The sequence below is a fragment of the Mesorhizobium sp. B2-3-10 genome (assembly GCF_006442275.1).
GTDB classification, from domain to species: domain Bacteria; phylum Pseudomonadota; class Alphaproteobacteria; order Rhizobiales; family Rhizobiaceae; genus Mesorhizobium; species Mesorhizobium australicum.
Genome location: NZ_VFVT01000006.1, coordinates 268,253 through 287,458 on the forward strand (window position 1 = coordinate 268,253; position 19,206 = coordinate 287,458).

At 62.4% G+C, this 19,206-nt stretch carries 21 protein-coding genes; 14 read left to right on the forward strand and 7 right to left on the reverse strand.

The window, feature by feature from the left end:
- Positions 1-117: 117 nt before the first annotated feature.
- The 4 genes from FJ943_RS19395 to FJ943_RS19410 form a co-directional block, all read right to left on the reverse strand.
- On the reverse strand, positions 118-1,296 hold the full coding sequence (locus FJ943_RS19395) for an NAD(P)/FAD-dependent oxidoreductase (RefSeq protein WP_140724193.1): 1,179 nt from the start codon (positions 1,294-1,296) through the stop codon (positions 118-120).
- 98 nt (positions 1,297-1,394) lie between these two features.
- Positions 1,395-2,132 (reverse strand): dienelactone hydrolase family protein, encoded by a 738-nt coding sequence (locus tag FJ943_RS19400; RefSeq protein ID WP_140723900.1) that lies wholly within the window; start codon positions 2,130-2,132, stop codon positions 1,395-1,397.
- 107 nt (positions 2,133-2,239) lie between these two features.
- Positions 2,240-2,920 (reverse strand): 4Fe-4S dicluster domain-containing protein, encoded by a 681-nt coding sequence (locus tag FJ943_RS19405; RefSeq protein ID WP_181174588.1) that lies wholly within the window; start codon positions 2,918-2,920, stop codon positions 2,240-2,242.
- A 97-nt stretch (positions 2,921-3,017) separates the two neighbouring features.
- Positions 3,018-4,592: a trimethylamine methyltransferase family protein gene (locus tag FJ943_RS19410; RefSeq protein WP_140615930.1), complete on the reverse strand. Its 1,575-nt coding sequence runs from the start codon at positions 4,590-4,592 to the stop codon at positions 3,018-3,020.
- A 288-nt stretch (positions 4,593-4,880) separates the two neighbouring features.
- Between FJ943_RS19410 and FJ943_RS19415 the strand changes: the two genes are divergently transcribed.
- A complete protein-coding gene (locus FJ943_RS19415) occupies positions 4,881-5,579 on the forward strand; it encodes a B12-binding domain-containing protein (protein WP_015317429.1) in 699 nt (232 codons plus the stop codon).
- Positions 5,580-5,659: 80 nt separating this feature from the next.
- Here FJ943_RS19415 and FJ943_RS19420 read toward each other — a convergent pair whose 3' ends face one another.
- Positions 5,660-5,797 carry an entericidin A/B family lipoprotein gene (locus tag FJ943_RS19420; protein ID WP_015317428.1) on the reverse strand — a complete coding sequence of 46 codons (138 nt, stop codon included), beginning with the start codon at positions 5,795-5,797 and terminating at the stop codon, positions 5,660-5,662.
- A 55-nt stretch (positions 5,798-5,852) separates the two neighbouring features.
- On the opposite strand from FJ943_RS19420, the gene FJ943_RS19425 reads away from it, so the two are divergent.
- On the forward strand, positions 5,853-6,482 hold the full coding sequence (locus tag FJ943_RS19425; protein ID WP_140723903.1) for a DUF1638 domain-containing protein: 630 nt from the start codon (positions 5,853-5,855) through the stop codon (positions 6,480-6,482).
- 5 nt (positions 6,483-6,487) lie between these two features.
- Here the strand turns inward: FJ943_RS19425 and FJ943_RS19430 are convergent, their stop codons facing one another.
- Positions 6,488-7,408: an NAD(P)-dependent oxidoreductase gene (locus FJ943_RS19430; protein ID WP_140723905.1), complete on the reverse strand. Its 921-nt coding sequence runs from the start codon at positions 7,406-7,408 to the stop codon at positions 6,488-6,490.
- Positions 7,409-7,528: 120 nt separating this feature from the next.
- Between FJ943_RS19430 and FJ943_RS19435 the strand changes: the two genes are divergently transcribed.
- From FJ943_RS19435 to FJ943_RS19475, 9 genes are all read left to right on the forward strand, one after another.
- A complete protein-coding gene (locus FJ943_RS19435) occupies positions 7,529-8,104 on the forward strand; it encodes a DUF4893 domain-containing protein (protein ID WP_015317425.1) in 576 nt (191 codons plus the stop codon).
- Between the two features lie 122 nt (positions 8,105-8,226).
- Complete coding sequence (locus FJ943_RS19440) at positions 8,227-9,009, forward strand: formyl transferase (protein WP_140723908.1); 783 nt, start codon at positions 8,227-8,229, stop codon at positions 9,007-9,009.
- A 202-nt stretch (positions 9,010-9,211) separates the two neighbouring features.
- Positions 9,212-9,514 (forward strand): virulence factor, encoded by a 303-nt coding sequence (locus tag FJ943_RS19445; RefSeq protein WP_015317423.1) that lies wholly within the window; start codon positions 9,212-9,214, stop codon positions 9,512-9,514.
- A complete protein-coding gene (locus FJ943_RS19450) occupies positions 9,507-10,121 on the forward strand; it encodes a methylenetetrahydrofolate reductase C-terminal domain-containing protein (RefSeq protein ID WP_015317422.1) in 615 nt (204 codons plus the stop codon). Before FJ943_RS19445 ends, FJ943_RS19450 begins: the two co-directional genes overlap by 8 nt.
- Positions 10,118-11,209: a methylenetetrahydrofolate reductase gene (locus FJ943_RS19455; RefSeq protein ID WP_015317421.1), complete on the forward strand. Its 1,092-nt coding sequence runs from the start codon at positions 10,118-10,120 to the stop codon at positions 11,207-11,209. Before FJ943_RS19450 ends, FJ943_RS19455 begins: the two co-directional genes overlap by 4 nt.
- A gap of 81 nt (positions 11,210-11,290) precedes the next feature.
- Positions 11,291-12,265: a methyltetrahydrofolate cobalamin methyltransferase gene (locus tag FJ943_RS19460; RefSeq protein WP_140723911.1), complete on the forward strand. Its 975-nt coding sequence runs from the start codon at positions 11,291-11,293 to the stop codon at positions 12,263-12,265.
- The gene (locus FJ943_RS19465) at positions 12,216-14,345 is read left to right on the forward strand and encodes an ASKHA domain-containing protein (RefSeq protein ID WP_140661049.1); all 2,130 of its coding nucleotides are present in this window, start codon (positions 12,216-12,218) and stop codon (positions 14,343-14,345) included. The genes FJ943_RS19460 and FJ943_RS19465 overlap by 50 nt, the downstream gene beginning before the upstream one ends.
- Positions 14,346-14,522: 177 nt before the next feature.
- Complete coding sequence (locus FJ943_RS30030; protein WP_015317418.1) at positions 14,523-14,708, forward strand: hypothetical protein; 186 nt, start codon at positions 14,523-14,525, stop codon at positions 14,706-14,708.
- A 229-nt stretch (positions 14,709-14,937) separates the two neighbouring features.
- Positions 14,938-15,948, forward strand: coding sequence for an alpha/beta hydrolase (locus tag FJ943_RS19475; RefSeq protein ID WP_015317417.1), 1,011 nt, complete (start codon positions 14,938-14,940; stop codon positions 15,946-15,948).
- Between the two features lie 21 nt (positions 15,949-15,969).
- Here the strand turns inward: FJ943_RS19475 and FJ943_RS19480 are convergent, their stop codons facing one another.
- The gene (locus tag FJ943_RS19480) at positions 15,970-16,869 is read right to left on the reverse strand and encodes a LysR substrate-binding domain-containing protein (RefSeq protein WP_015317416.1); all 900 of its coding nucleotides are present in this window, start codon (positions 16,867-16,869) and stop codon (positions 15,970-15,972) included.
- A 219-nt stretch (positions 16,870-17,088) separates the two neighbouring features.
- Between FJ943_RS19480 and FJ943_RS19485 the strand changes: the two genes are divergently transcribed.
- The 3 genes from FJ943_RS19485 to FJ943_RS19500 all read left to right on the forward strand — a co-directional run bounded on the left by FJ943_RS19485 (position 17,089) and on the right by FJ943_RS19500 (position 19,203).
- Positions 17,089-17,274 (forward strand): hypothetical protein, encoded by a 186-nt coding sequence (locus tag FJ943_RS19485; RefSeq protein WP_140723913.1) that lies wholly within the window; start codon positions 17,089-17,091, stop codon positions 17,272-17,274.
- A 452-nt stretch (positions 17,275-17,726) separates the two neighbouring features.
- The gene (locus tag FJ943_RS30175) at positions 17,727-17,861 is read left to right on the forward strand and encodes a hypothetical protein (protein ID WP_013894968.1); all 135 of its coding nucleotides are present in this window, start codon (positions 17,727-17,729) and stop codon (positions 17,859-17,861) included.
- Between the two features lie 328 nt (positions 17,862-18,189).
- Positions 18,190-19,203, forward strand: coding sequence for a GlxA family transcriptional regulator (locus tag FJ943_RS19500; protein WP_263484891.1), 1,014 nt, complete (start codon positions 18,190-18,192; stop codon positions 19,201-19,203).
- Positions 19,204-19,206 lie beyond the last annotated feature (3 nt).

The window sequence follows — 19,206 nt, forward strand, 5'->3', positions numbered from 1 at the left end:
TTGCCTGTTGGACGAAGGCTAATGGCTAATCCTTGGGGTGATGGAAAGATTTTTCTCGAATTTGGGCGTTTGCGTCCAGGGCGTACCGAGTGAGGGCAGGCCGGCCTCACCTGAATGTCAACACGCCTGGCCCGCCGCCCAGCCCGACGACCACGCCCATTGGAAATTATAGCCGCCGAGCCAGCCGGTGACGTCGACGACCTCGCCGATGAAGAACAGGCCCGGCACCAGCTTCGCCTGCATCGTCTTCTGGTCGAGGCCGTTGGTGTCTACCCCGCCGAGCGTCACTTCGGCCGTCCGGTAGCCCTCCGAACCGGCTGGCTTGATGCGCCAGTCGTTGACCGCGGCCTCGACGGTTTTGATCTGGGCCTCGGAAAGATCGGCGAGGTTGCCGGCCAGCCCGGTTCGCTCGGCTATCGCCTGTGCCAGCCGTTTCGGCAAATGATTTGCCAGCACGGTCTGCACCGCTTGCCGGCCATTGCCACGCCTGGCGGCGCGGACGAGCTCAGCCACATCCGTGCCCGGCAGCATGGCGATGCGGATCTCATCGCCCTCGCGCCAATAGGAGGATATCTGCAGGATGGATGGCCCGCTGACGCCGCGATGCGTGAACAGCATCGCCTCGGAAAACCGCGTCTTGCCGCAGGCAATCTCGGCGTCGACCGCGTTTCCGGCCAGGGGCGAAAGCCGCTCAAGCGTTTTTGCGTCGAAGGTCAGCGGCACCAGGGCAGGCCGTGTTTCGACGACGGCAAGGCCAAACCGTTCGGCAAGCTCGTAGCCGAAGCCCGTCGCGCCCATCTTGGGGATCGACTTGCCGCCACAGGCCACGACCAGGGACTGGCAGGAAACCGAGCCCGTGGAGAGGACGAGTTCAAACCCTTCCTCGGTTCTGCCGATAGCCTCGACGCGGGTCGACAATACCAGCTCGGCGCCCCTGCCCCGCATTTCCGAGACCAGCATATCGATGATCTGGCGCGCCGAGCCGTCGCAGAACAGCTGCCCCAATGTCTTCTCGTGGTAGGCAATGCCGTGGCGTTCGACCAGCGCAATGAAGTCGCGCTGCGTATAGCGGCTGAGCGCCGAGATGCAGAAATGCGGATTCCTCGATATGAAATTCTTCGGGCTCGCATGGATGTTGGTGAAATTGCACCGGCCGCCGCCGGAGATGCGGATCTTTTCGCCAGGCGCCGCCGCGTGATCGAGGATCAGCACCGAACGGCCGCGCTTGGCGGCTTCCACGGCGCACATCATTCCGGCGGCGCCGGCGCCGATGATCACGACATCATAGGATTGCATCAGGTTGATCGTTCCCGCGCGGCTCCCGCTCATTCAGCGAGACCGCCCTGATACCGCGAACGGATCGGGCAGCCAACAGGCGGGAATAGCCGCTAGACTCAGGTCATTGTCTCGGCAAACAGCGCCGTCAGCCGTTTCCAGTGACGCTCGGCTCCAGCTTCGTCGTAGACACTGTGGTCGGGCACGCACCAGCCATGCGCCATGCCGACATAATTCTCCAGCAGATAGTCGACCCCCGCCGTCCTCAGTGCCTCGGCCAGCTTGGTCGACTGCTCCGGTGGGAAACTCCGGTCGACGCCCGCCATGCCGACATACACACGCGCCTTGATGGAGGCCGCCTTGCGGTGCGGGCTGTCGGCGGCATCGCTGGCGAGGTTGCCGCCATGGAAACTGGCGGCGGCCTTGACCCTGTCGGGGTAGGTTGCAGCGGCGTTGAGCGCCCGCGCCCCGCCCATGCAATAGCCGACAGTGCCGATCGGTCCCGTGACGCCTTCGCCGGCGAGCGCGTCGACAAAGGCGGCGCTGTCGCTGATGGTCATTTCCTGCGTCGTGCCGGTGACCAGCGCCATCAGCGGCGCCCTGGTCCTTTCTTCGACAAAAGCGGTCTTGGCGTCGAACGGCCCGTAAGGAGCATTGCGGTAGAAGAGATCGGGCACCAGCACCGCATAGCCCTCGCCCGCCAGCCGTTCCGCCATCAGGTCAAGCGCCGGGCGCGGACCGAAGGCGTCCTGGTAGAGAATGACGCCAGCCTTGGCTGAAGAAACCTTGGCCGAGCGGAACAGGCCCGCCTTCGCCACACCGTCACGGGTCTTGATGTGAAGGTCCTGCTTCGTCATTGCATGCTCCGTCTTGCCAGATGCGCGATACATATCCGCGCAAACCGCCACGGCAAGGCGTTCCCTGAGCCCGGCGGTCAACATTTCGTGCGGGATCGCGTGATGCGCTAAGGACCAGCGAACGCAGCCATGTGGAAGGCCTGGACCTCCGGCGGATAGCGATACTGCGCGCCATAGGGGCAGGCATTGCGGTCAAGACAACCACCGGCCCGGCACGGCTCGCCATTCGCCCCCCGCACATGCGCGAGGCAGGCCTGGTAGGCGAAACCATCCGTCGAATAAGCGGCAACCGGACAGGATTTCAGACAAGGTTTGTCGACGCAGGTGTCGCAAAGATGGATCGTCTCCCGAAATTCCGGAAGCGTTATCTCGTCCTCGAACAGCAGCGCGCCGCGATAAGCATGCCAAAGCCCGTATTGCGGATGCATGAGGATCCCGAGCGGCGACGGCCTCAGCCCTTCCGCCCGAACAGCCCATTGCTGAAACGGCAGGTAAGGCTTGTCCGACGGCGAAACGGCGCGGGCACCAAACTCTTGCGCCACCTCGCCGATGACCTGCCGCGACCAGGTGTCGAGCGGATCGGCGATCGCCTTTGGCTGCTGGTCCCGCCAGCGCAGGAAATACGGCCAAGGCGCGGCACCCGCCTGCCCTACCAGCAGGACAGACTTTGCCGGCTCACCCGAGGCGCCATCAGGGCCACCCTCGTCATCGGGAAAGAGAAAGCCGCCACGCAGGATGAGGCCGTTGGCGCCAAGCGCGGCCGTGATCTCGTCGATCATGCCGCGCACGCAATCATCCCTTCTTGTCCGGATCGGAGAAGGCACTCCGCCAGACTTCCTTGTGGATGATGTTGGCGACTTTAGCCCCGCCTGACTCGGGCTCCTTTCAGGTGAAGGCGTCGGGCATCGACCCCTTCTTCTTGGCGATGAAATCCTTCAGGGCTTCATCGATGCCTTCATCAAGGTGCGGCGCTTCGTAAGCCTCCAGCCAGCGCCGCGCCAGATCGTTGGCGCGCTGCGGTGCGGTCTTCTGGCCCTCGGCCAGCCACTGCTCGTAGGAGTTGTTGTCGGCGATCGACGAGCGGTAGAAGGCGGTCTGGAAATTGGCCTGGGTATGGTCGCAGCCGAGATAGTGGCTGCCTGGGCCGACCTGGCGGATGGCGTCCATCGCCTGGCCGTTCTCCGACAGGTCGACGCCCTCGGAGAATTTCTGGGTCATGCCGAGCTGGTCGATATCCATCATGAATTTTTCGTAGCAGGAGGCCAGCCCGCCTTCGAGCCAGCCTGCCGAATGCAGGACGAAATTGGTGCCGGCGAGAATGGTCGAGTTCAGCGTGTTGGCGCTCTCATAGGCTGCCTGTGCGTCCGGAACTTTCGAAGCGCAAAGCGAGCCGCCGGTACGGAACGGCAGGCCGAGCCGGCGGGCCAGTTGTGCAGCGCCATAGGAGACCAGCGACGGCTCCGGCGTGCCGAAGGTCGGCGCGCCCGACTGCATCGAGATCGACGAGGCGAAGGTGCCGAACAGCACCGGCGCGCCCGGGCGGATCAGCTGCGTGAACGAGGCGCCGGCCAGCACTTCGGCCAGGACCTGCGTCAGCGTGCCGGCGACCGTCACCGGGCTCATCGCGCCGGCCAGGATGAACGGCGTGACGATGCAGGCCTGGTTATGACGCGAATAGACCTTCAGGGCGCCAAGCATGGTCTCGTCGAACACCATCGGCGAGTTGGCGTTGATCAGGCTGGTCAGCACCGTGTTGTTCTCGACGAAGTCGTCGCCGAACACCAGCTTGGCCATCGCCACCGTGTCCTCGGCGCGCTCCGGCGCGGTCACCGAACCCATGAACGGCTTGTCGGAGTATTTGATGTGCGCGTAGACCATGTCGAGATGACGCTTGTTGACCGGCACGTCGACCGGCTCGCACACCGTGCCGCCCGAATGGTGGATCGACGGCGCCATATAGGCGAGCTTCACGAAGTTCTGGAAATCCTCGATCGTCGCGTAGCGCCTGACGCCGTCGAGATCGCGCACGAAGGGCGGACCATAGACCGGCGCGAACACCGTCGCATTGCCGCCGATCTGCACCGAGCGTTCTGAATTGCGGGCATGCTGGGTGTAGATGGGCGGCGCGGTCTTCAAGAGCGAACGGCAGAGCCCCTTGGGAAAATGCACGCGCTCGCCCTTGACGTCGGCGCCGGCCTCTTTCCAGAGCTGCAACGCTTCCGCGTCATCGCGAAAAATGATGCCGATCTCTTCCAGCACCGTGTCGGTGTTCTTCTCGATCAGCGCCAGGCCTTCCTCGTTCAGCACCTCGTAGACGTTGATCTTGCGCTTGATGTAGGTGAGCTGGGTGCCGGGGCCGCCGCCGGAGCGCGCCGCACGCCTGGCCGCCGCTCCGCCGCTGGCGCCGCGCCCACGCCGCGCGTTTGACGCTTCCTGGTCGACTGCCGCGTGTTCGCTCATGATCGCTCTTCCCTGAATATGGCCCGCCTGACTATGGCTGGTCCGTAACCGTTGCGGCCGCATGACGCGGCTTTGCCCGGATCGTAGCCATGCACCCTATTCGAAACGGCCCGTCCGCGCCAACGCCTGTCGCAAAATCGACAAGAAAACCGATAGATTTTCCAGTCGCTTTCCTTTTGCGGGAAGTCGCAAATCAGCTATGGATACCCGCCCGTTGCGGGTTAGGTATGAACACCATTATTTTGTGCCTTGCGACACAGTCGCGATGCCGTGAGGAGCTGGATAAAAATGTCCGACGACGAGATCATCCTTTCCGAGCTTTCCGACGACGAGCTGGTGCAGCAGATGCACGACGATCTCTATGACGGGCTGAAGGAAGAGATCGAGGAAGGCACCAACATCCTCCTCGAGCGCGGCTGGGCGCCCTACAAGGTGCTTACCGAGGCGCTGGTCGAAGGCATGCGTATCGTCGGCGAGGATTTTCGCGACGGCATCCTGTTCGTGCCGGAAGTGCTTTTGTCCGCCAACGCCATGAAGGCCGGCATGTTCATCCTGCGTCCGCTGCTCGCCGCCACCGGCGCGCCGAAACAGGGCAAGATGGTGATCGGCACCGTCAAGGGCGACATCCACGACATCGGCAAGAACCTCGTCGGCATGATGATGGAGGGTGCTGGCTTCGACGTCATCGATCTCGGCATCAACAACGCGGTCGAGAAGTATCTCGACGCGATCGAAAAGCACCAGCCCGACATCATCGGCATGTCGGCACTGCTCACCACCACCATGCCCTACATGAAGGTCGTCATCGACACGATGAAGGAAAAGGGCATTCGCGACGACTACGTCGTGCTGGTTGGCGGCGCGCCGCTCAACGAGGAATTCGGCAAGGCCGTCGGCGCCGACGCTTATTGCCGCGACGCGGCGGTAGCGGTCGAGACCGCCAAGGATTTCATGAAGCGCAAGCACAACGTGCGTGCTTCGGCCTGACCCAAGGCATCAGGGCGACGAAAAAGAAGCCGCGCCTTGCAGCGCGGCTTTTTTGTCCCCAGATGAGAGACGGCCGCCGATCAATTGGCGACGGTGTCCTTGACCGCCCTCGCCGTCGATTTGACATCCTTGCCGACACCCCGAACGGTGTTGGCGCAGGCCGTAAGTGCAAGAGCGCAGGCAAGGATAGCCATCGGCGCTATGCGTAGCAGTTTCATGGACGGTGTCTCCCTCGACAGATAAATTAGCCCCGCAGCGAAAAGCCGGCTCGACTTGGTCAAGACGAAAAAAACAAAACCGAATCAGACAGACAGGCTGCTCGTCATCGCCTGCGGGATGATTGCGCGCGAGGTGTTGGCCGTCAAGGAACAGCTCGGGCTGGATCACCTCGAATTGACGTGTTTGCCGGCGGAGTTTCATTTCCATCCCGACCGCATCGCGCCGGCCATGGACAAGGCGATCGAAAAGGCCAGGGCGGAAGGCTATGAACATATCTTCGTCGGCTATGCCGATTGCGGCACTGGCGGCCTGCTTGACCGCGTGTTGGAGAAGCATGGCGTCGAACGCATGGCCGGCCCGCATTGCTTCGCGTTCTATCAAGGCATGGACGCCTATGCGAAGGTCGCCGACGACGACATGATGTCCTTCTACATGACGGACTTCCTGTGCCGCCAGTTCGATGCCTTCTTCATGAAGCCGCTCGGGCTGGACAAGCACCCGGAGCTGATCAAGGACTATTTCGGCAATTACGAGAAGCTGATCTATCTGGCGCAGACCGATGATCCGGAGCTCGACAAGGTCGCGGAAAAGGCCGCCGCCCTGCTCGGCCTCGCCTATGAGCGCCGCTCCACCGGTTTTGGCGACCTGACGCCAGGCCTGGCGCGGGCGGGCGCGAACGCCTGACGGCTTCAGGCCGGGTCTTCGGCTGCCAGCGCCGCCAGCACGTCGGCAAAGCTCGTCCTGCAGGCAAAACCCAGCCTGTCCCTCGCCCGCGACGCGTCATAGATCCGGTCGATCGAGGAAAACATCGTCCAGCCCTTCCTCGCGTAGAGAGCGGGAAATTCAGGAAAATACCGCGCCACCACGGACGGTGCGTCCTTGATCAACGCCTCGCAATCTTCGGGTTGGAACGGCGTCGGCGCACAGATGATGAAGGTGTCGAAGCCGAGCTCCGGTGCCTTCTCCAAGGCGGCGACATGCGCCTGCGCCGCGTCCTCCACCATCAGCCGCCGAAACAGCAGTTCGTTCGCCTTGGTGTTGGCGTCCGACTGCTCGATGGCATGCGCCATGTCGTCGGCCTCGGGGAAGAAACGTGCCGTGCGCAGCACCACCACCGGCAGGCCGTGCTGGAGGTGGTAGAGACGGCAGAGATGCTCGGCGGATAGCTTGGTGACGCCATAGATGTTGCGCGGCTCGGGCGACATCGCTTCCGTCAGCCACGCCGCCTTGCGCGCACCGCCCTTGAAGCCGTCGCGTATCGCCTGCGAGATCATCAGCGAGGTCGTTGACGTGAAGACGAAGCGTTGCACATTGGCCGCCACCGCCGCGTCGAGCAGGTTTAGCGTGCCTTGCACGTTGACCGCGATGAAATCGCTGTTGGCGTGGCTGTCTATGTTGGGCTTGTGCAGCGCGCCGCTGTGAATAATGGCCTCTATCCGGTTTTCTCCGACGGCACGCATGACGAGGTCACGGTCGGCAATCGAACCGACGATCCGCGTTTCGGCCGATGGAACGGGATCGAGGCCGGTCACGTCATGTCCAAGCTCACGCAGGAGTGGCGCCAGCGCGCTGCCCAGCCAACCCGACGATCCCGTAAGCAAGATTCGCATGCGTCACACCATGAGTTTTGACCGAGACGCTGTTAAGCACGGATGACAGGCGCCAGCGACCCGGTAAGTTATGCGCCAGGCGGCGGCAGCGCCGTTCCAGACAAAACAGGGAATTCTTTGATGATCCTTCGCTCATTGATCGCCGCCCTTGGTCTCCTCTGCTGTACTTTGCCCGCCCTTGCCGACGGACAAGTTCAAAAACTGATCACGCCTGCCGATAAGGCGCGGCTCGACAAATATGGCGACACGCGCAAGGCGGCGCTCGCCGAAGCAAAGGCGGCCAACCCCGCCGAGCTCAAGCAGCTCGACACGCTGTTGGCCAAGCCGCTGGTCGCCTTCTCCGACAAGGATCTCACCGGCAACTGGCGGTGCCGCACGATCAAGGTCGGCGGACTGAGCCCGCTCGTTGTCTATGGCTGGTTCAAATGCAGGGTCACCGATGATGGCTCCGGCTGGCGGCTGGAAAAGATCAGCGGTTCTCAGCGCACCCAGGGCCGCTTCTTCGACGACGGCGACAAGCGCTCGATCTATCTTGGCTCCGGCTCCGTCAACGACGATCGGGCAAAGCCCTATGGCAGCGGCCCGCAGACCGACCAGGTTGGTTACGCCTTCCGAAACAGCGCCAAGGAATGGCGCATCGAGTTCCCCGCGCCCTACTATGAATCGAAGCTCGACATCATGGAGTTCAAGCGCTGACCAAGTCTTCATGCGCTGACCGGGGTCTTCATGGGTTGGTAAGGCTTCCGGCATACCAAGGATTAACCCGCCCGCCCTAAGGTCCGGCCACATCAGCCGGTCCCTGGAGCACGGAAAGATCAATGGCAGCGTCGCAACCAAATCCGCGACCTATTGTGGTCGTCACCGGTGGCGGCGCGCATGTCTGGGCCATGATCAACGACCTCGCCGACCGCGTCGGCCCTGTCAACGTCGTCCTCGAAATCCCTGAATCTAAAAAGCAATTGCTGCGGGGCCGCGCCCGACGCCAGGGCTGGATCTCTGCCATCGGCCAGCTCGGCACAATGGTGCTGAGCAGGCTCGGCAAACGGCTTAATGTCAAACACGCCGCCCGGTTGATTGCCGAGGAGAAGCTTGAAACGGAACCGCGGCAAGGCCAGGTCATCATCCATGTGGCATCCGCCAACGGGCCGGAATGTCTGCAGGCAATCGAGACGATCAAGCCCGGCGTCGTGCTGCTGAACGGCTGCCGGCTGATTTCCAGGGAGATGCTGGCCAAAATGCCGTGTCCGGTGCTCAACTATCATGCCGGCATCACCCCGAAATATCGCGGCATGAATGGCGGCTATTGGGCGTTGACGTCAGGCGATCCGCAGAATTTCGGCACCACCGTCCATCTGGTCGATGCGGGCGTCGACACTGGTGGCGTGCTGAAGCAGGTGCGCGGCGAGCCGAAACAAGGTGACACCATCTCAAGCTATGCGCTGCGCCAGGCGGCGTTTTCGCGCGACATCTGCGTCGAGGCGGTCAGCGACGCGCTGGCCGGAAAACTTGCAACGTTCGATCCAGGGCTGCCATCGAAGCAGTGGTACCACCCGACGATCTGGTTCTACGTCTGGACAGGGCTGAGAACCGGCATTTGGTAACGTATCCAGTGTCCGGAACAGCGCAAATTCCGCCGCCATTACCGCTGCAGTGACCCCGTCGCGGCATGGGTCGCAAACGAATAAACGCACCTTTCATTTTACGACATCCAAATGCGTCGCTTTTGAATGCGCGCGCGTCGTCCCATAACAAGCGGGCCCACTGCGCTTGCGGCAATGCTCGGGGATCGAGGAGCGAGAATTCATGGCCGATCTTATCGTCGTCTACTGGCGCGACATTCCTGCCCAGGTCATCGTCAAGAAGGGCCGGCAGAACGCCAAGCGCGAACTGCCGTTGCGCTTCACCGAGGCGATCGACATGTGCGCCATGCGCACCGGCGCCGGCGGCACGGACGACTATCTGGCCGAATGGCGCAAGGCTGATCCAGTTCCGGTCGGTGACGATCTCGAAGCCGAGGTCGAAAAGGCCTTCAACGAGATCGACGCGAAATATGACCGCGAGCGGCTGGTCGCTCTGGTCAAGGCCGGCGGCAAAGAAAATGTCTGAAACCACTCCCGTCAGCAAGGAAGGCGTGGCCATTACGCAGGCCACTCAGGTCAAGAAGGCGGCGCCGAAGTCCGACTACAAGCCGGCCGATGTCTCGCCGCAGCGGCGCGTACAGCGCTCCTTCGCGATACGGCTGTGGTCGATCAGGCATTCGCGCTTGCTCGAATGGTTCTACGCCCGCTTCGCCGACACCTTCTTGCTGCTGCACCCGTTGTGGAAGGGTATCGGCTATGGCCGCGTCGAGGCTCCAATCAAGTTCGTCGAAAAGCGCGTAAAAGGCTTCATGTTCGACTGCCGCATGTGCGGTCAGTGCATCCTGTCCTCGACCGGCATGTCTTGCCCGATGAACTGCCCCAAGCAGTTGCGCAACGGCCCTTGCGGCGGCGTGCGCGCCAACGGCAATTGCGAGGTCGAACCCGATATGCCCTGCGTCTGGGTCAAGGCCTGGGAAGGTTCGCAGAACATGGTCAACTCCGACAGGATCCTCACCGTGCAGAAGCCGGTCGACCAGTCGTTGCGCGAAACCTCTGCCTGGCTGCGGGTGACCGCGCAGGCTGCGGCAGCCCGTGAAGCCGCCGCTGCCGCGAAGACCGGAGCCTCCGCGTGACCGGCCGCCAGCTCGACGAAAATCCGGCCGGCATCCATTTGCCGCTCGATCCCCTGCCCGGCCACACCTCGCGCGGCCGGCTGGAGCGCGTGCTCAGGCGCGGCGAGTTTGCGGTGACGACCGAACTGAACCCGCCCGACAGCGCCGATCCGGAGGATGTCTACAACCGTGCGAAGATCTTCGACGGCTGGGTCGACGCCATCAACGCCGTCGATGCGTCCGGCGCCAATTGCCATATGTCGTCGGTCGGCATCTGTGCACTTCTGACCCGCATGGGCTACGCCCCGATCATGCAGATCGCCTGCCGCGACAAGAACCGCATCGCCATCCAGGGCGACGTGCTGGGCGGCGCCGCGATGGGCGTCGCCAACATGCTGTGCCTGACCGGCGACGGCGTGCAGGCCGGGGACCAGCCGGGCGCCAAGCCGGTGTTCGACCTCGATTCCATGTCGCTGTTGGAAACCTGCCGCATCATGCGAGACAACGGCAAGTTTCTGTCCGGCCGCAAGCTGACGACGCCGCCGCAGCTGTTCCTGGGCGCTGCCGTCAATCCGTTCGCGCCGCCTTTCGACTTTCGCCCGATCCATCTCGGCAAGAAGATCGCCGCCGGCGCGCAGTTCGTGCAGACGCAGTATTGCTTCGACGTGCCGATGTTCAAGACCTTCATGCAGAAGGCGCGTGATCTCGGCCACACCGAGAAAGTGTTCATCCTGTGTGGCGTCGGCCCTCTCGCTTCCGCCAAGACGGCAAAATGGATCCGCTCCAACGTGCCGGGCATCCATATCCCTGACGCTATCATCAAGCGGCTGGAAGGCGCCCAGGACCAGAAGAAGGAAGGCAAGCAGCTCTGCACCGACATCATCAACGAGGTGAAGGAAATTCCCGGTGTCTCCGGCATCCATGTGATGGCCTATCGCCAGGAGGAATATGTCGCCGAGATCGTCGATGAATCGGGCGTGCTGAAGGGCCGCCAGCCGTGGAAGCGCGAGATCCGCCGCGACGACCAGATGGTTGCCGACCGGCTGGACCGCATCCTGCACGACGACATTACCGAAACCCAGGTGGACATGGTGAAGACCGCGCATTGACTTCCGCGGAGAGCGACCATTCGCTTGATCGACAAGAGATAACGATATAAAGAACTCTTTATATCACGACGGAGAGATTTCATGACCCGGACCATCGTCGCCTCGGCGACACGAGAAATCATCATCGGCTTCGACCAGCCTTTCTGCGTGATTGGCGAACGCATCAACCCGACCGGCCGCAAGAAGCTCGCCGCCGAGATGGTGGTTGGCAATTTCGAGACCGTCATCAAGGACGCGCTGGAGCAGGCCGCCTGCGGCGCCACCATGCTCGACGTCAATGCCGGCGTCACCTCGGTCAACCCGAACGAAACCGAACCTGGCCTTCTGGTGCAGACGCTGGAGATCGTCCAGGGACTGGTCGATCTGCCGCTGTCGATCGACAGTTCCGTCACCGCCGCGATCGAAGCCGCGCTGAAAGTCGCCAAGGGCCGCCCGTTGGTCAATTCCGTCACCGGCGAGGAGGAAAAGCTCGAGGCCATCCTGCCGCTGATCAAGAAATACAATGTGCCGGTCGTCGCCATCTCCAACGACGAGACCGGCATTTCGATGGATCCGGACGTGCGCTTTGCCGTCGCCAAGAAGATCGTGCAGCGCTGCGCCGATTTCGGCATCCCGGCGCATGACGTCGTAGTCGATCCGCTGGTGATGCCGATCGGCGCGCTGGGCGATGCCGGCCGCCAGGTGTTCGCCCTGCTGCGTCGGCTCCGCGAAGAGCTCAAGGTCAACACCACCTGCGGCCTCTCCAACATCTCCTTCGGCCTGCCGCACCGCCATGGCATCAACGCCGCCTTCATCCCGATGGTGATCGGCGCCGGCATGACCTCGGCAATCATGAACCCGGTGCGCCCGCAGGAAATGGAAGCGGTGCGCGGCGCCAACGTGCTGAACGGCACCGACGAGAACTGCACCAAATGGATCAAGACCTACAAGGATTACAAGCCGGCCGAAGGCGGCCAGGCGGTGGCGGCGCCGACAGCGGTCAACGCGCCGGGCGAAGGCGGCGGCAATGGCGGCCGCCGACGCGGTGGCCGTGAAGCCCGCATGGGCCGGGGATAAGCGCGCAATCGTGAACTCGCCTGCAAACATAACCGATCCGCTCGTGCTGTTCATGCCGTCAGGCAAGCGCGGGCGGTTCCCTGTCGGCACGCCCGTGCTCGACGCCGCGCGCCAGCTCGGCGTCTATGTCGAGAGCGTGTGCGGCGGACGCGCCACTTGCGGACGCTGCCAGATCGAGGTGCAGGAAGGCAATTTCGCCAAGCACAAGATCACCTCCTCAAACGACCACATATCACCCAAAGGCCCTAAGGAAGAGCGCTATGAACGTGTGCGCGGCCTGCCCGAACGGCGCCGCCTCTCCTGCTCCGCCCAGATTCTCGGCGATCTCGTCATTGACGTGCCGCAGGACACGGTCATCAACGCCCAGACCATCCGCAAGGATGCCGACACCAGGGTCATCGCCCGCGATTCCGCGATCCGCATGTGCTACGTCGAGATCGAAGAACCAGACATGCACAAGCCGCTTGGCGATCTCGACCGCCTGAAGATCGCCCTGATGAAGGACTGGAACCTCAAAAGCCTGGACTTCGATTTTTATCTGCTGCCGCAGGTGCAAGGTATTTTGCGCAAGGGCAACTGGACGGCGACCGCCGCCATCTACAAGGATACGGACACCGAGACAGCGCGCGTCATCGCGCTGTGGCCGGGCCTCAAGAACGAGGCCTATGGCCTGGCCTGCGACATCGGCTCGACCACCATCGCCATGCATTTGGTGTCGCTGCTGTCGGGCCGCGTCGCCGCCTCGTCCGGAACGTCGAACCCGCAGATCCGCTTCGGCGAGGATCTGATGAGCCGCGTCTCCTATGTGATGATGAACCCGGATGGCCGCGAAGGCATGACGGTTGCTGTCCGCGAGGCAATCTCCGGCCTCGTCGATAAGGTTTGCGCGGAAGGCAATGTCCAGCGCAACGACATCCTGGATTCCGTCTTCGTCGGCAATCCGATCATGCATCACCTGTTCCTCGGCATCGATCCGACCGAACTCGGTGGCGCGCCCTTCGCGCTTGCCGTCTCGGGCGCCGTTCGCATCAAGGCCTCCGACATCGGGCTGAAGCTCAACCAGGGCGCACGGCTCTATATGTTGCCTTGCATCGCCGGTCATGTCGGCGCCGACGCGGCGGCCGTGACCCTGTCCGAAGGCCCGCACCGCCAGGACGAGATGATGCTGATCGTGGACGTCGGCACCAATGCCGAGATCGTACTCGGAAACCGTACACGGGTAGTCGCTGCTTCCTCGCCTACCGGTCCGGCTTTCGAAGGCGCCGAAATCTCCGGTGGCCAGCGGGCTGCGCCCGGCGCCATCGAGCGCGTGCGCATCGATCCAGACACGCTGGAGCCGAAATACCGCGTCATCGGCTCGGAACTGTGGTCCGACGAGCCCGGCTTCCTCGACAGCGTGCAGGCGACCGGCGTCACCGGCATTTGCGGCTCTGGCATCATCGAGATCGTCGCCGAAATGTATCTCGCCGGCATCATCTCCGAGGATGGTGTCGTCGACGGATCGCTTGCCGCGCGCTCGCCGCGCGTCGTCGCCAACGGCCGCACCTTCTCCTACGTGCTGAAGGAAGGCGAACCCAAGATCACCATCACCCAGACAGACGTGCGTGCCATTCAGTTGGCCAAGGCGGCGCTCTATGCCGGCACCAAGCTGCTGATGGAAAAACAGAACACCGAGCATGTCGACCGCATCCACTTCGCCGGTGCCTTCGGCTCCTTCATCGATCCGAAATACGCCATGGTGCTAGGTCTCATCCCCGATTGCGACCTCGACAAGGTTTCGGCCGTGGGCAACGCCGCCGGCGCGGGTGCTCGCATGGCGCTGCTCAATCGCGGCTATCGCCGCGAGATCGAGGAGACGGTGAGCCAGATCGAAAAGATCGAGACGGCGCTCGAGCCGAAATTCCAGGAGCACTTCGTCTACGCCATGGCGCTGCCCAACAAGGTCGACCCGTTCCCGAAACTGGCGGCGGCGGTGAAGCTGCCACCGCGCAAGACGGTGAGCGAGGATGGCATCGCCGGAGATGCAGCTCCGCGCCGGCGCTCCCGCGAAGGCCATGCTGCTCGGCGCAGCCGCGAATAGACGCGCCGGCCACTCCCTCGATTTATTTGTATGCAAATGTTTCCGGATCGTCCGATCCGGAAACCGAAACGCTGTTTTCGCGAAATCCAGCAGATACATGCACAGCGCATTTACCCGCACATCGAACGGCGGCTGAGGACAGTCCTTGGCCATCGCCGTTCTTCAGGGGAGATGACAATGACGATGTTCGAAAATTTCGGCCGCTTGGGTGTGGCCATCAGGCAAGCCCACGCCAGGAACAAATCGATCCGCGCGCTGAACAGCTTGCCGGCGCATGTCCAGAAGGACATCGGCTGGCCGGCATCGCCGCCGAACGATCCGCAGGCCACACTCGCCTCGCTGCTGCTAGGCTCCACGCGGTGACGACGTTCGCCGACAAATACAAATTGCTCGGCGTCCACCGGGGATCCCACACATCCCCGATGGCCACCAGCAACCGATTGCGCACGGCACTTTTGCCGCGGCGCCGACGACGCGCGGATCACACCAGCGTGTGGGCACGCCGTAAATCTTGACATTCTCGGCCAAGGCACGATCTTCGTTACAAGGGGGAGTTCTCTTAGTCGGCTGCAGCCGAAGTTCGTGTATTCGCATGCCAAGTTTGAAAAGCCACGTTGTGTCCTTCGTGCTCAGGCACAGCCGCAAGCAAGCCTTTTCCAGCCCGGAAAACCTGCAGCGCTGGATCGCCGCCGCGCGCAAGACGGAGGATCATCATCCGCCGGCCGCGCTGCATCAGCGTTTCGAAATCCAGACGCGCAGCGTGGACGGTTTTCCGGTCTACGAAATCGCCCCCAAGGCCGGAGAGCACAAGCGGATACTCTACCTGCATGGCGGCGCTTATGTCTTTGAGATCACGCCCTATCACTGGTATCTGATCGCCGACATGGCCGACCGGCTGGGCTACGGCATCACCGTGCCGATCTACCCTATCGCCCCGGAACACGATTTCCACGCCATGTTCGGCATGGTCGGCGCTGTCTACCGCCAGATGCTCGATGAGACAGAGGCGGAAGATATCGTCTTCATGGGCGATTCCGCCGGCGGCAACATGGCCGTGGTGCTGACCATGATGGCGGCGGACGAGGGTTTGCCGGTGCCGTCGCGCCATGTGCTGATTTCACCCGGCCTCGACGTCTCGCTCGCGAACCCCGAAGTGTTTGAGGCGGAGCGGAATGATCCATGGTTGGGCATCGCCGGCGGGCGTGAGGCAATCCGGCTCTATAGTGCCGGATTGGATCCGACAGACTGGCGTATCAGCCCGGTCTATGGCGATCTGTCGGTATTGCCGAAGACACTGCTCCTGACGGGCTCCCGCGATCTTCTCACGCCCGACAATCTCATCTTTGCACAAAAAGCCAGCGCCGCCGGTGTCGAGGTGGAGCTGATCTACGAGGAAGGCATGTTCCACGTCTGGCCGCTGATTGACATGCCGGAAGCGCGGCGCGCGCGTCAGCACATCGTCGCGTTTCTCACCGACGACGCCTACACTCGGGCTGAAAGGGAAACGGTCAAGTCGTCGACCAAGGCTTCATCCCAGCACACCAACCATTTCGGCCAGACGATCAATCGGCTCGGCGAACGTGACGAGATCGCCGAGCACTGAAACTCGGCCCCACGACATCGATCAGAACTTGCCGGTTTCCCTGAACACTTCGAAGGTCGCGCGGATGTGGTCGGCGACGGCCTTGACCGGCGCGCTGGCGTCCGGCGCCACCACCATGGCAAGATTGTAAGTGCCGATATCGGGCATTCCGTCCTTAGGGCAGAGTTCGACCATGTCGTTGCCCAGGAACGATCTCGGCAGCGGCGCGACCGCGAGGTCGGCCATGATCGCGGCGCGCTGGCCTGCGGTATGGGCACTCATATAAGCGACGCGATAGTTGCGGCCCTCGCGGCCCAATGCCTCGAGCGCGCCGGCCCGCCAGGCACAGCCCTCTTCCCAAAGCGAAACCGGCAGCGGTTCGCGCAGATGCGCGCAGCCGCCCTTGGCGCCGGCCCACACGATCGGCTCGGTCAACAGCACCTCGGCACCGAGCGCGCTGGTCTTGTACGAATTGGTCAACAGCGTGATGTCGAGCGCCCGGTCATCCATGCGCCGGCGCAGATTGCTGCTCTGGTCGATGGTGACGTCGACGGCGATCGAGGGATGCGACTGCGCGAAACGCTTCAACACATGCGGCAGCACGCGCTCGCCATAGTCGTCAGGTGAGCCGAGCCGCACCACCCCGACAATATCGGGGATGATGAACTTCGACACCACCTCGCGGTTGATCGACAAAAGCCGCCGGGCATAGCCGAGCAGCATTTCGCCGTCCGTGGTCAGCGTCACCGAACGCGCGTCGCGCGCGAACACCGAGCGGCCGAGAATATCCTCCAGCTTCTTGATCTGCATGGAGACGGCCGACGGCGTCCGAAACACCGCATTGGCCGCGGTGGTGAAGCTGCCGGTCTCGGCAATCGCCACGAAGGTGCGCAAAACGTCGAGGTCGAGCAGCGGCAGCGGGTGATTGAGTGGGGCGTTCATGACGATCGACCTTCAATTTTTCTGATACAAAACATCATTCCATTTCGTTTGATTGAACATCAGACCGGGAGCATAGTCAACTCCATCGAAGCAGCATGCTGCCAAAAGCGGCCACGAAACGACCACGGCGCAGACCTGCATTCGACGTGAAATGAAGCTGAAACAGACCTGACGTAACGCATTGCCGGCGCCTGCCGTGCCGTAGCAAAGGAGATCGAAATGTTTATCCTATCGTCCCTCGGCCGCATCGCGACCGAATTCAACGCGGCCCGCGCCCGCTACCAGACCGAACGCGCCATCCGTTCACTGCCGATCGAGCTGCAGAAGGATATCGGCTGGCCGGAAGCTTCCGACGCCAAGACCGGCATTCGCAGCGGCGTCGGATCCTGGGCTGGAGCAAAGTAAATCGTGTGTACCCCGTGCTGAAGGCCTGCCGCGCAGCCCGCCCGGCAGGCCTTCTCCTATTTTATTTGTATTCAAACGAATTCATGAGCCATGCCGCCGCTGCATGGCGCATATGAGCAAGCCGCATAGCAGCTCGATTTTTTGATTAACTTCCTGTAAATATTCATAAATCCTAGGCATATTGCTCGTAGCTTGCCAAAATATGTCGCATCCGGTGTCGCTTTTCATATCAAGCGCTTCGCTTTTGCGATTTAGTTCCTGCTCACACAAGCCTATATCACCGTCAGCAAACGAGCTGCCCCACTCCATCAAGCGAAGGCGACCCGTTTAGAGCGACGTGCGTCCTATTGGACGCACAAAGTACGCTCTAACACTTTGAGTCTGCGCATCGTGCTTTCCGAAAATCAATTCGATTTTCGGGCCAATGCGCGAGCAACCGATTGGAGATGATCATGAAGCTTTTTGCCCGCCTCTTCGCCCGCCGCGAAATGAACCTGACCACCGCTCTCGAGCGTCAGCGTCTTGCCAACACCATGCCCGGCCAGACCGGCGCCATGGCCGCGGCACGTCTCGGCTTCGTCGCCTGAACGAGCGCGGTTCCAGGAAAACCGTATTTTCCCGGCCGGAACTGCGTAGAAATCGAAAATACAAGACACCTCCAGAGCCGCGCCCCTGCCGCGGCTTCAGGGTTGACTGCCGCCGCCTCGGTCCGCCGAGGCGGCGTTTATTTTGTTGCGCTTCCATCGCCTTTCACAACCTGACGGTGGCCTGGTTCGAGCAGCACCGCGCGGCGATTGCCCATTTGCGACCCATGTCGCAAATTTAATCTTCCCAAAGCCGTCTAGACGATTGACAGGAATGGTTTTTCCTGATGACGCTATGCTATTCGCGACATCCTGTTCGCGTCATGGCCAGATGAGGTTCCCCGTGAACGCCGTCAAGCATCCGATCAAGCGATCGTTTGTGTTCTTCCTTATCCCCGATTTCACCATGATCGCTTTTGCGACAGCGCTCGACCCGCTGCGCTCGGCCAATCGGATGCTCGGCTACGAGGCCTATCGCTGGCGCCTCGCCAGCATCGACGGCAAGCCGGTGCGCGCCTCGAACGGCGTCGAGTGTGCGGTCAACACCTCGCTGGAGGAGGAACGCAAGAAGATGGCGGGGCCGGATCGCCCGAATATGGCCATCGTCTGCAGCGGCACCAATGTCGAGCGCTACCAGAACAAGTCCGCCTTTGCCTGGCTGCGCGAGGAATACAATCGCGGCGTCGCCGTCGGCGGCCTGTGCACCGGTGCACATATCCTCGCCGCCGCCGGGCTCCTGTCCAACAAGCGCTGTGCCATCCATTGGGAAAACCTGCCCGGTTTTTCCGAAGCGTTCCCGAAGGCCAATGTCTTTGCCGACCTGTTCGAGATCGACCAGAACATCTACACCTGCGCCGGCGGCACCGCCGCGCTTGACATGATGCTGAAGCTGATCGGCGACGATTTCGACGAGAACCTCGTCAACCGCGTGTGCGAGCAGGTGCTGACCGATCGTGTGCGCAGTCCGACCGACCGCCAGCGCCTGCCGCTGCGCGCCCGCCTCGGCGTGCAGAACTCGAAAGTGCTGACCATCATCGAGCTGATGGAGGCCAATCTGTCCGAGCCGCTGTCGCTGATCGAGATCGCCGACCATGTCGACCTGTCGCGTCGCCAGATCGAGCGCCTGTTCCGCACCGAGATGGGACGGTCGCCTGCCCGTTACTACCTCGAAATCCGCCTCGACCGCGCCCGGCATCTCTTGATCCAATCGTCGCTGCCGGTGGTCGAGGTGGCGGTCGCCTGCGGCTTCGTCTCGGCCTCGCATTTCTCGAAATGTTACCGCGAGCTCTACGCCCGCTCGCCGCAGCAGGAACGCGTCGACCGCAAGCAATTGCTGGCAGCCTGATCC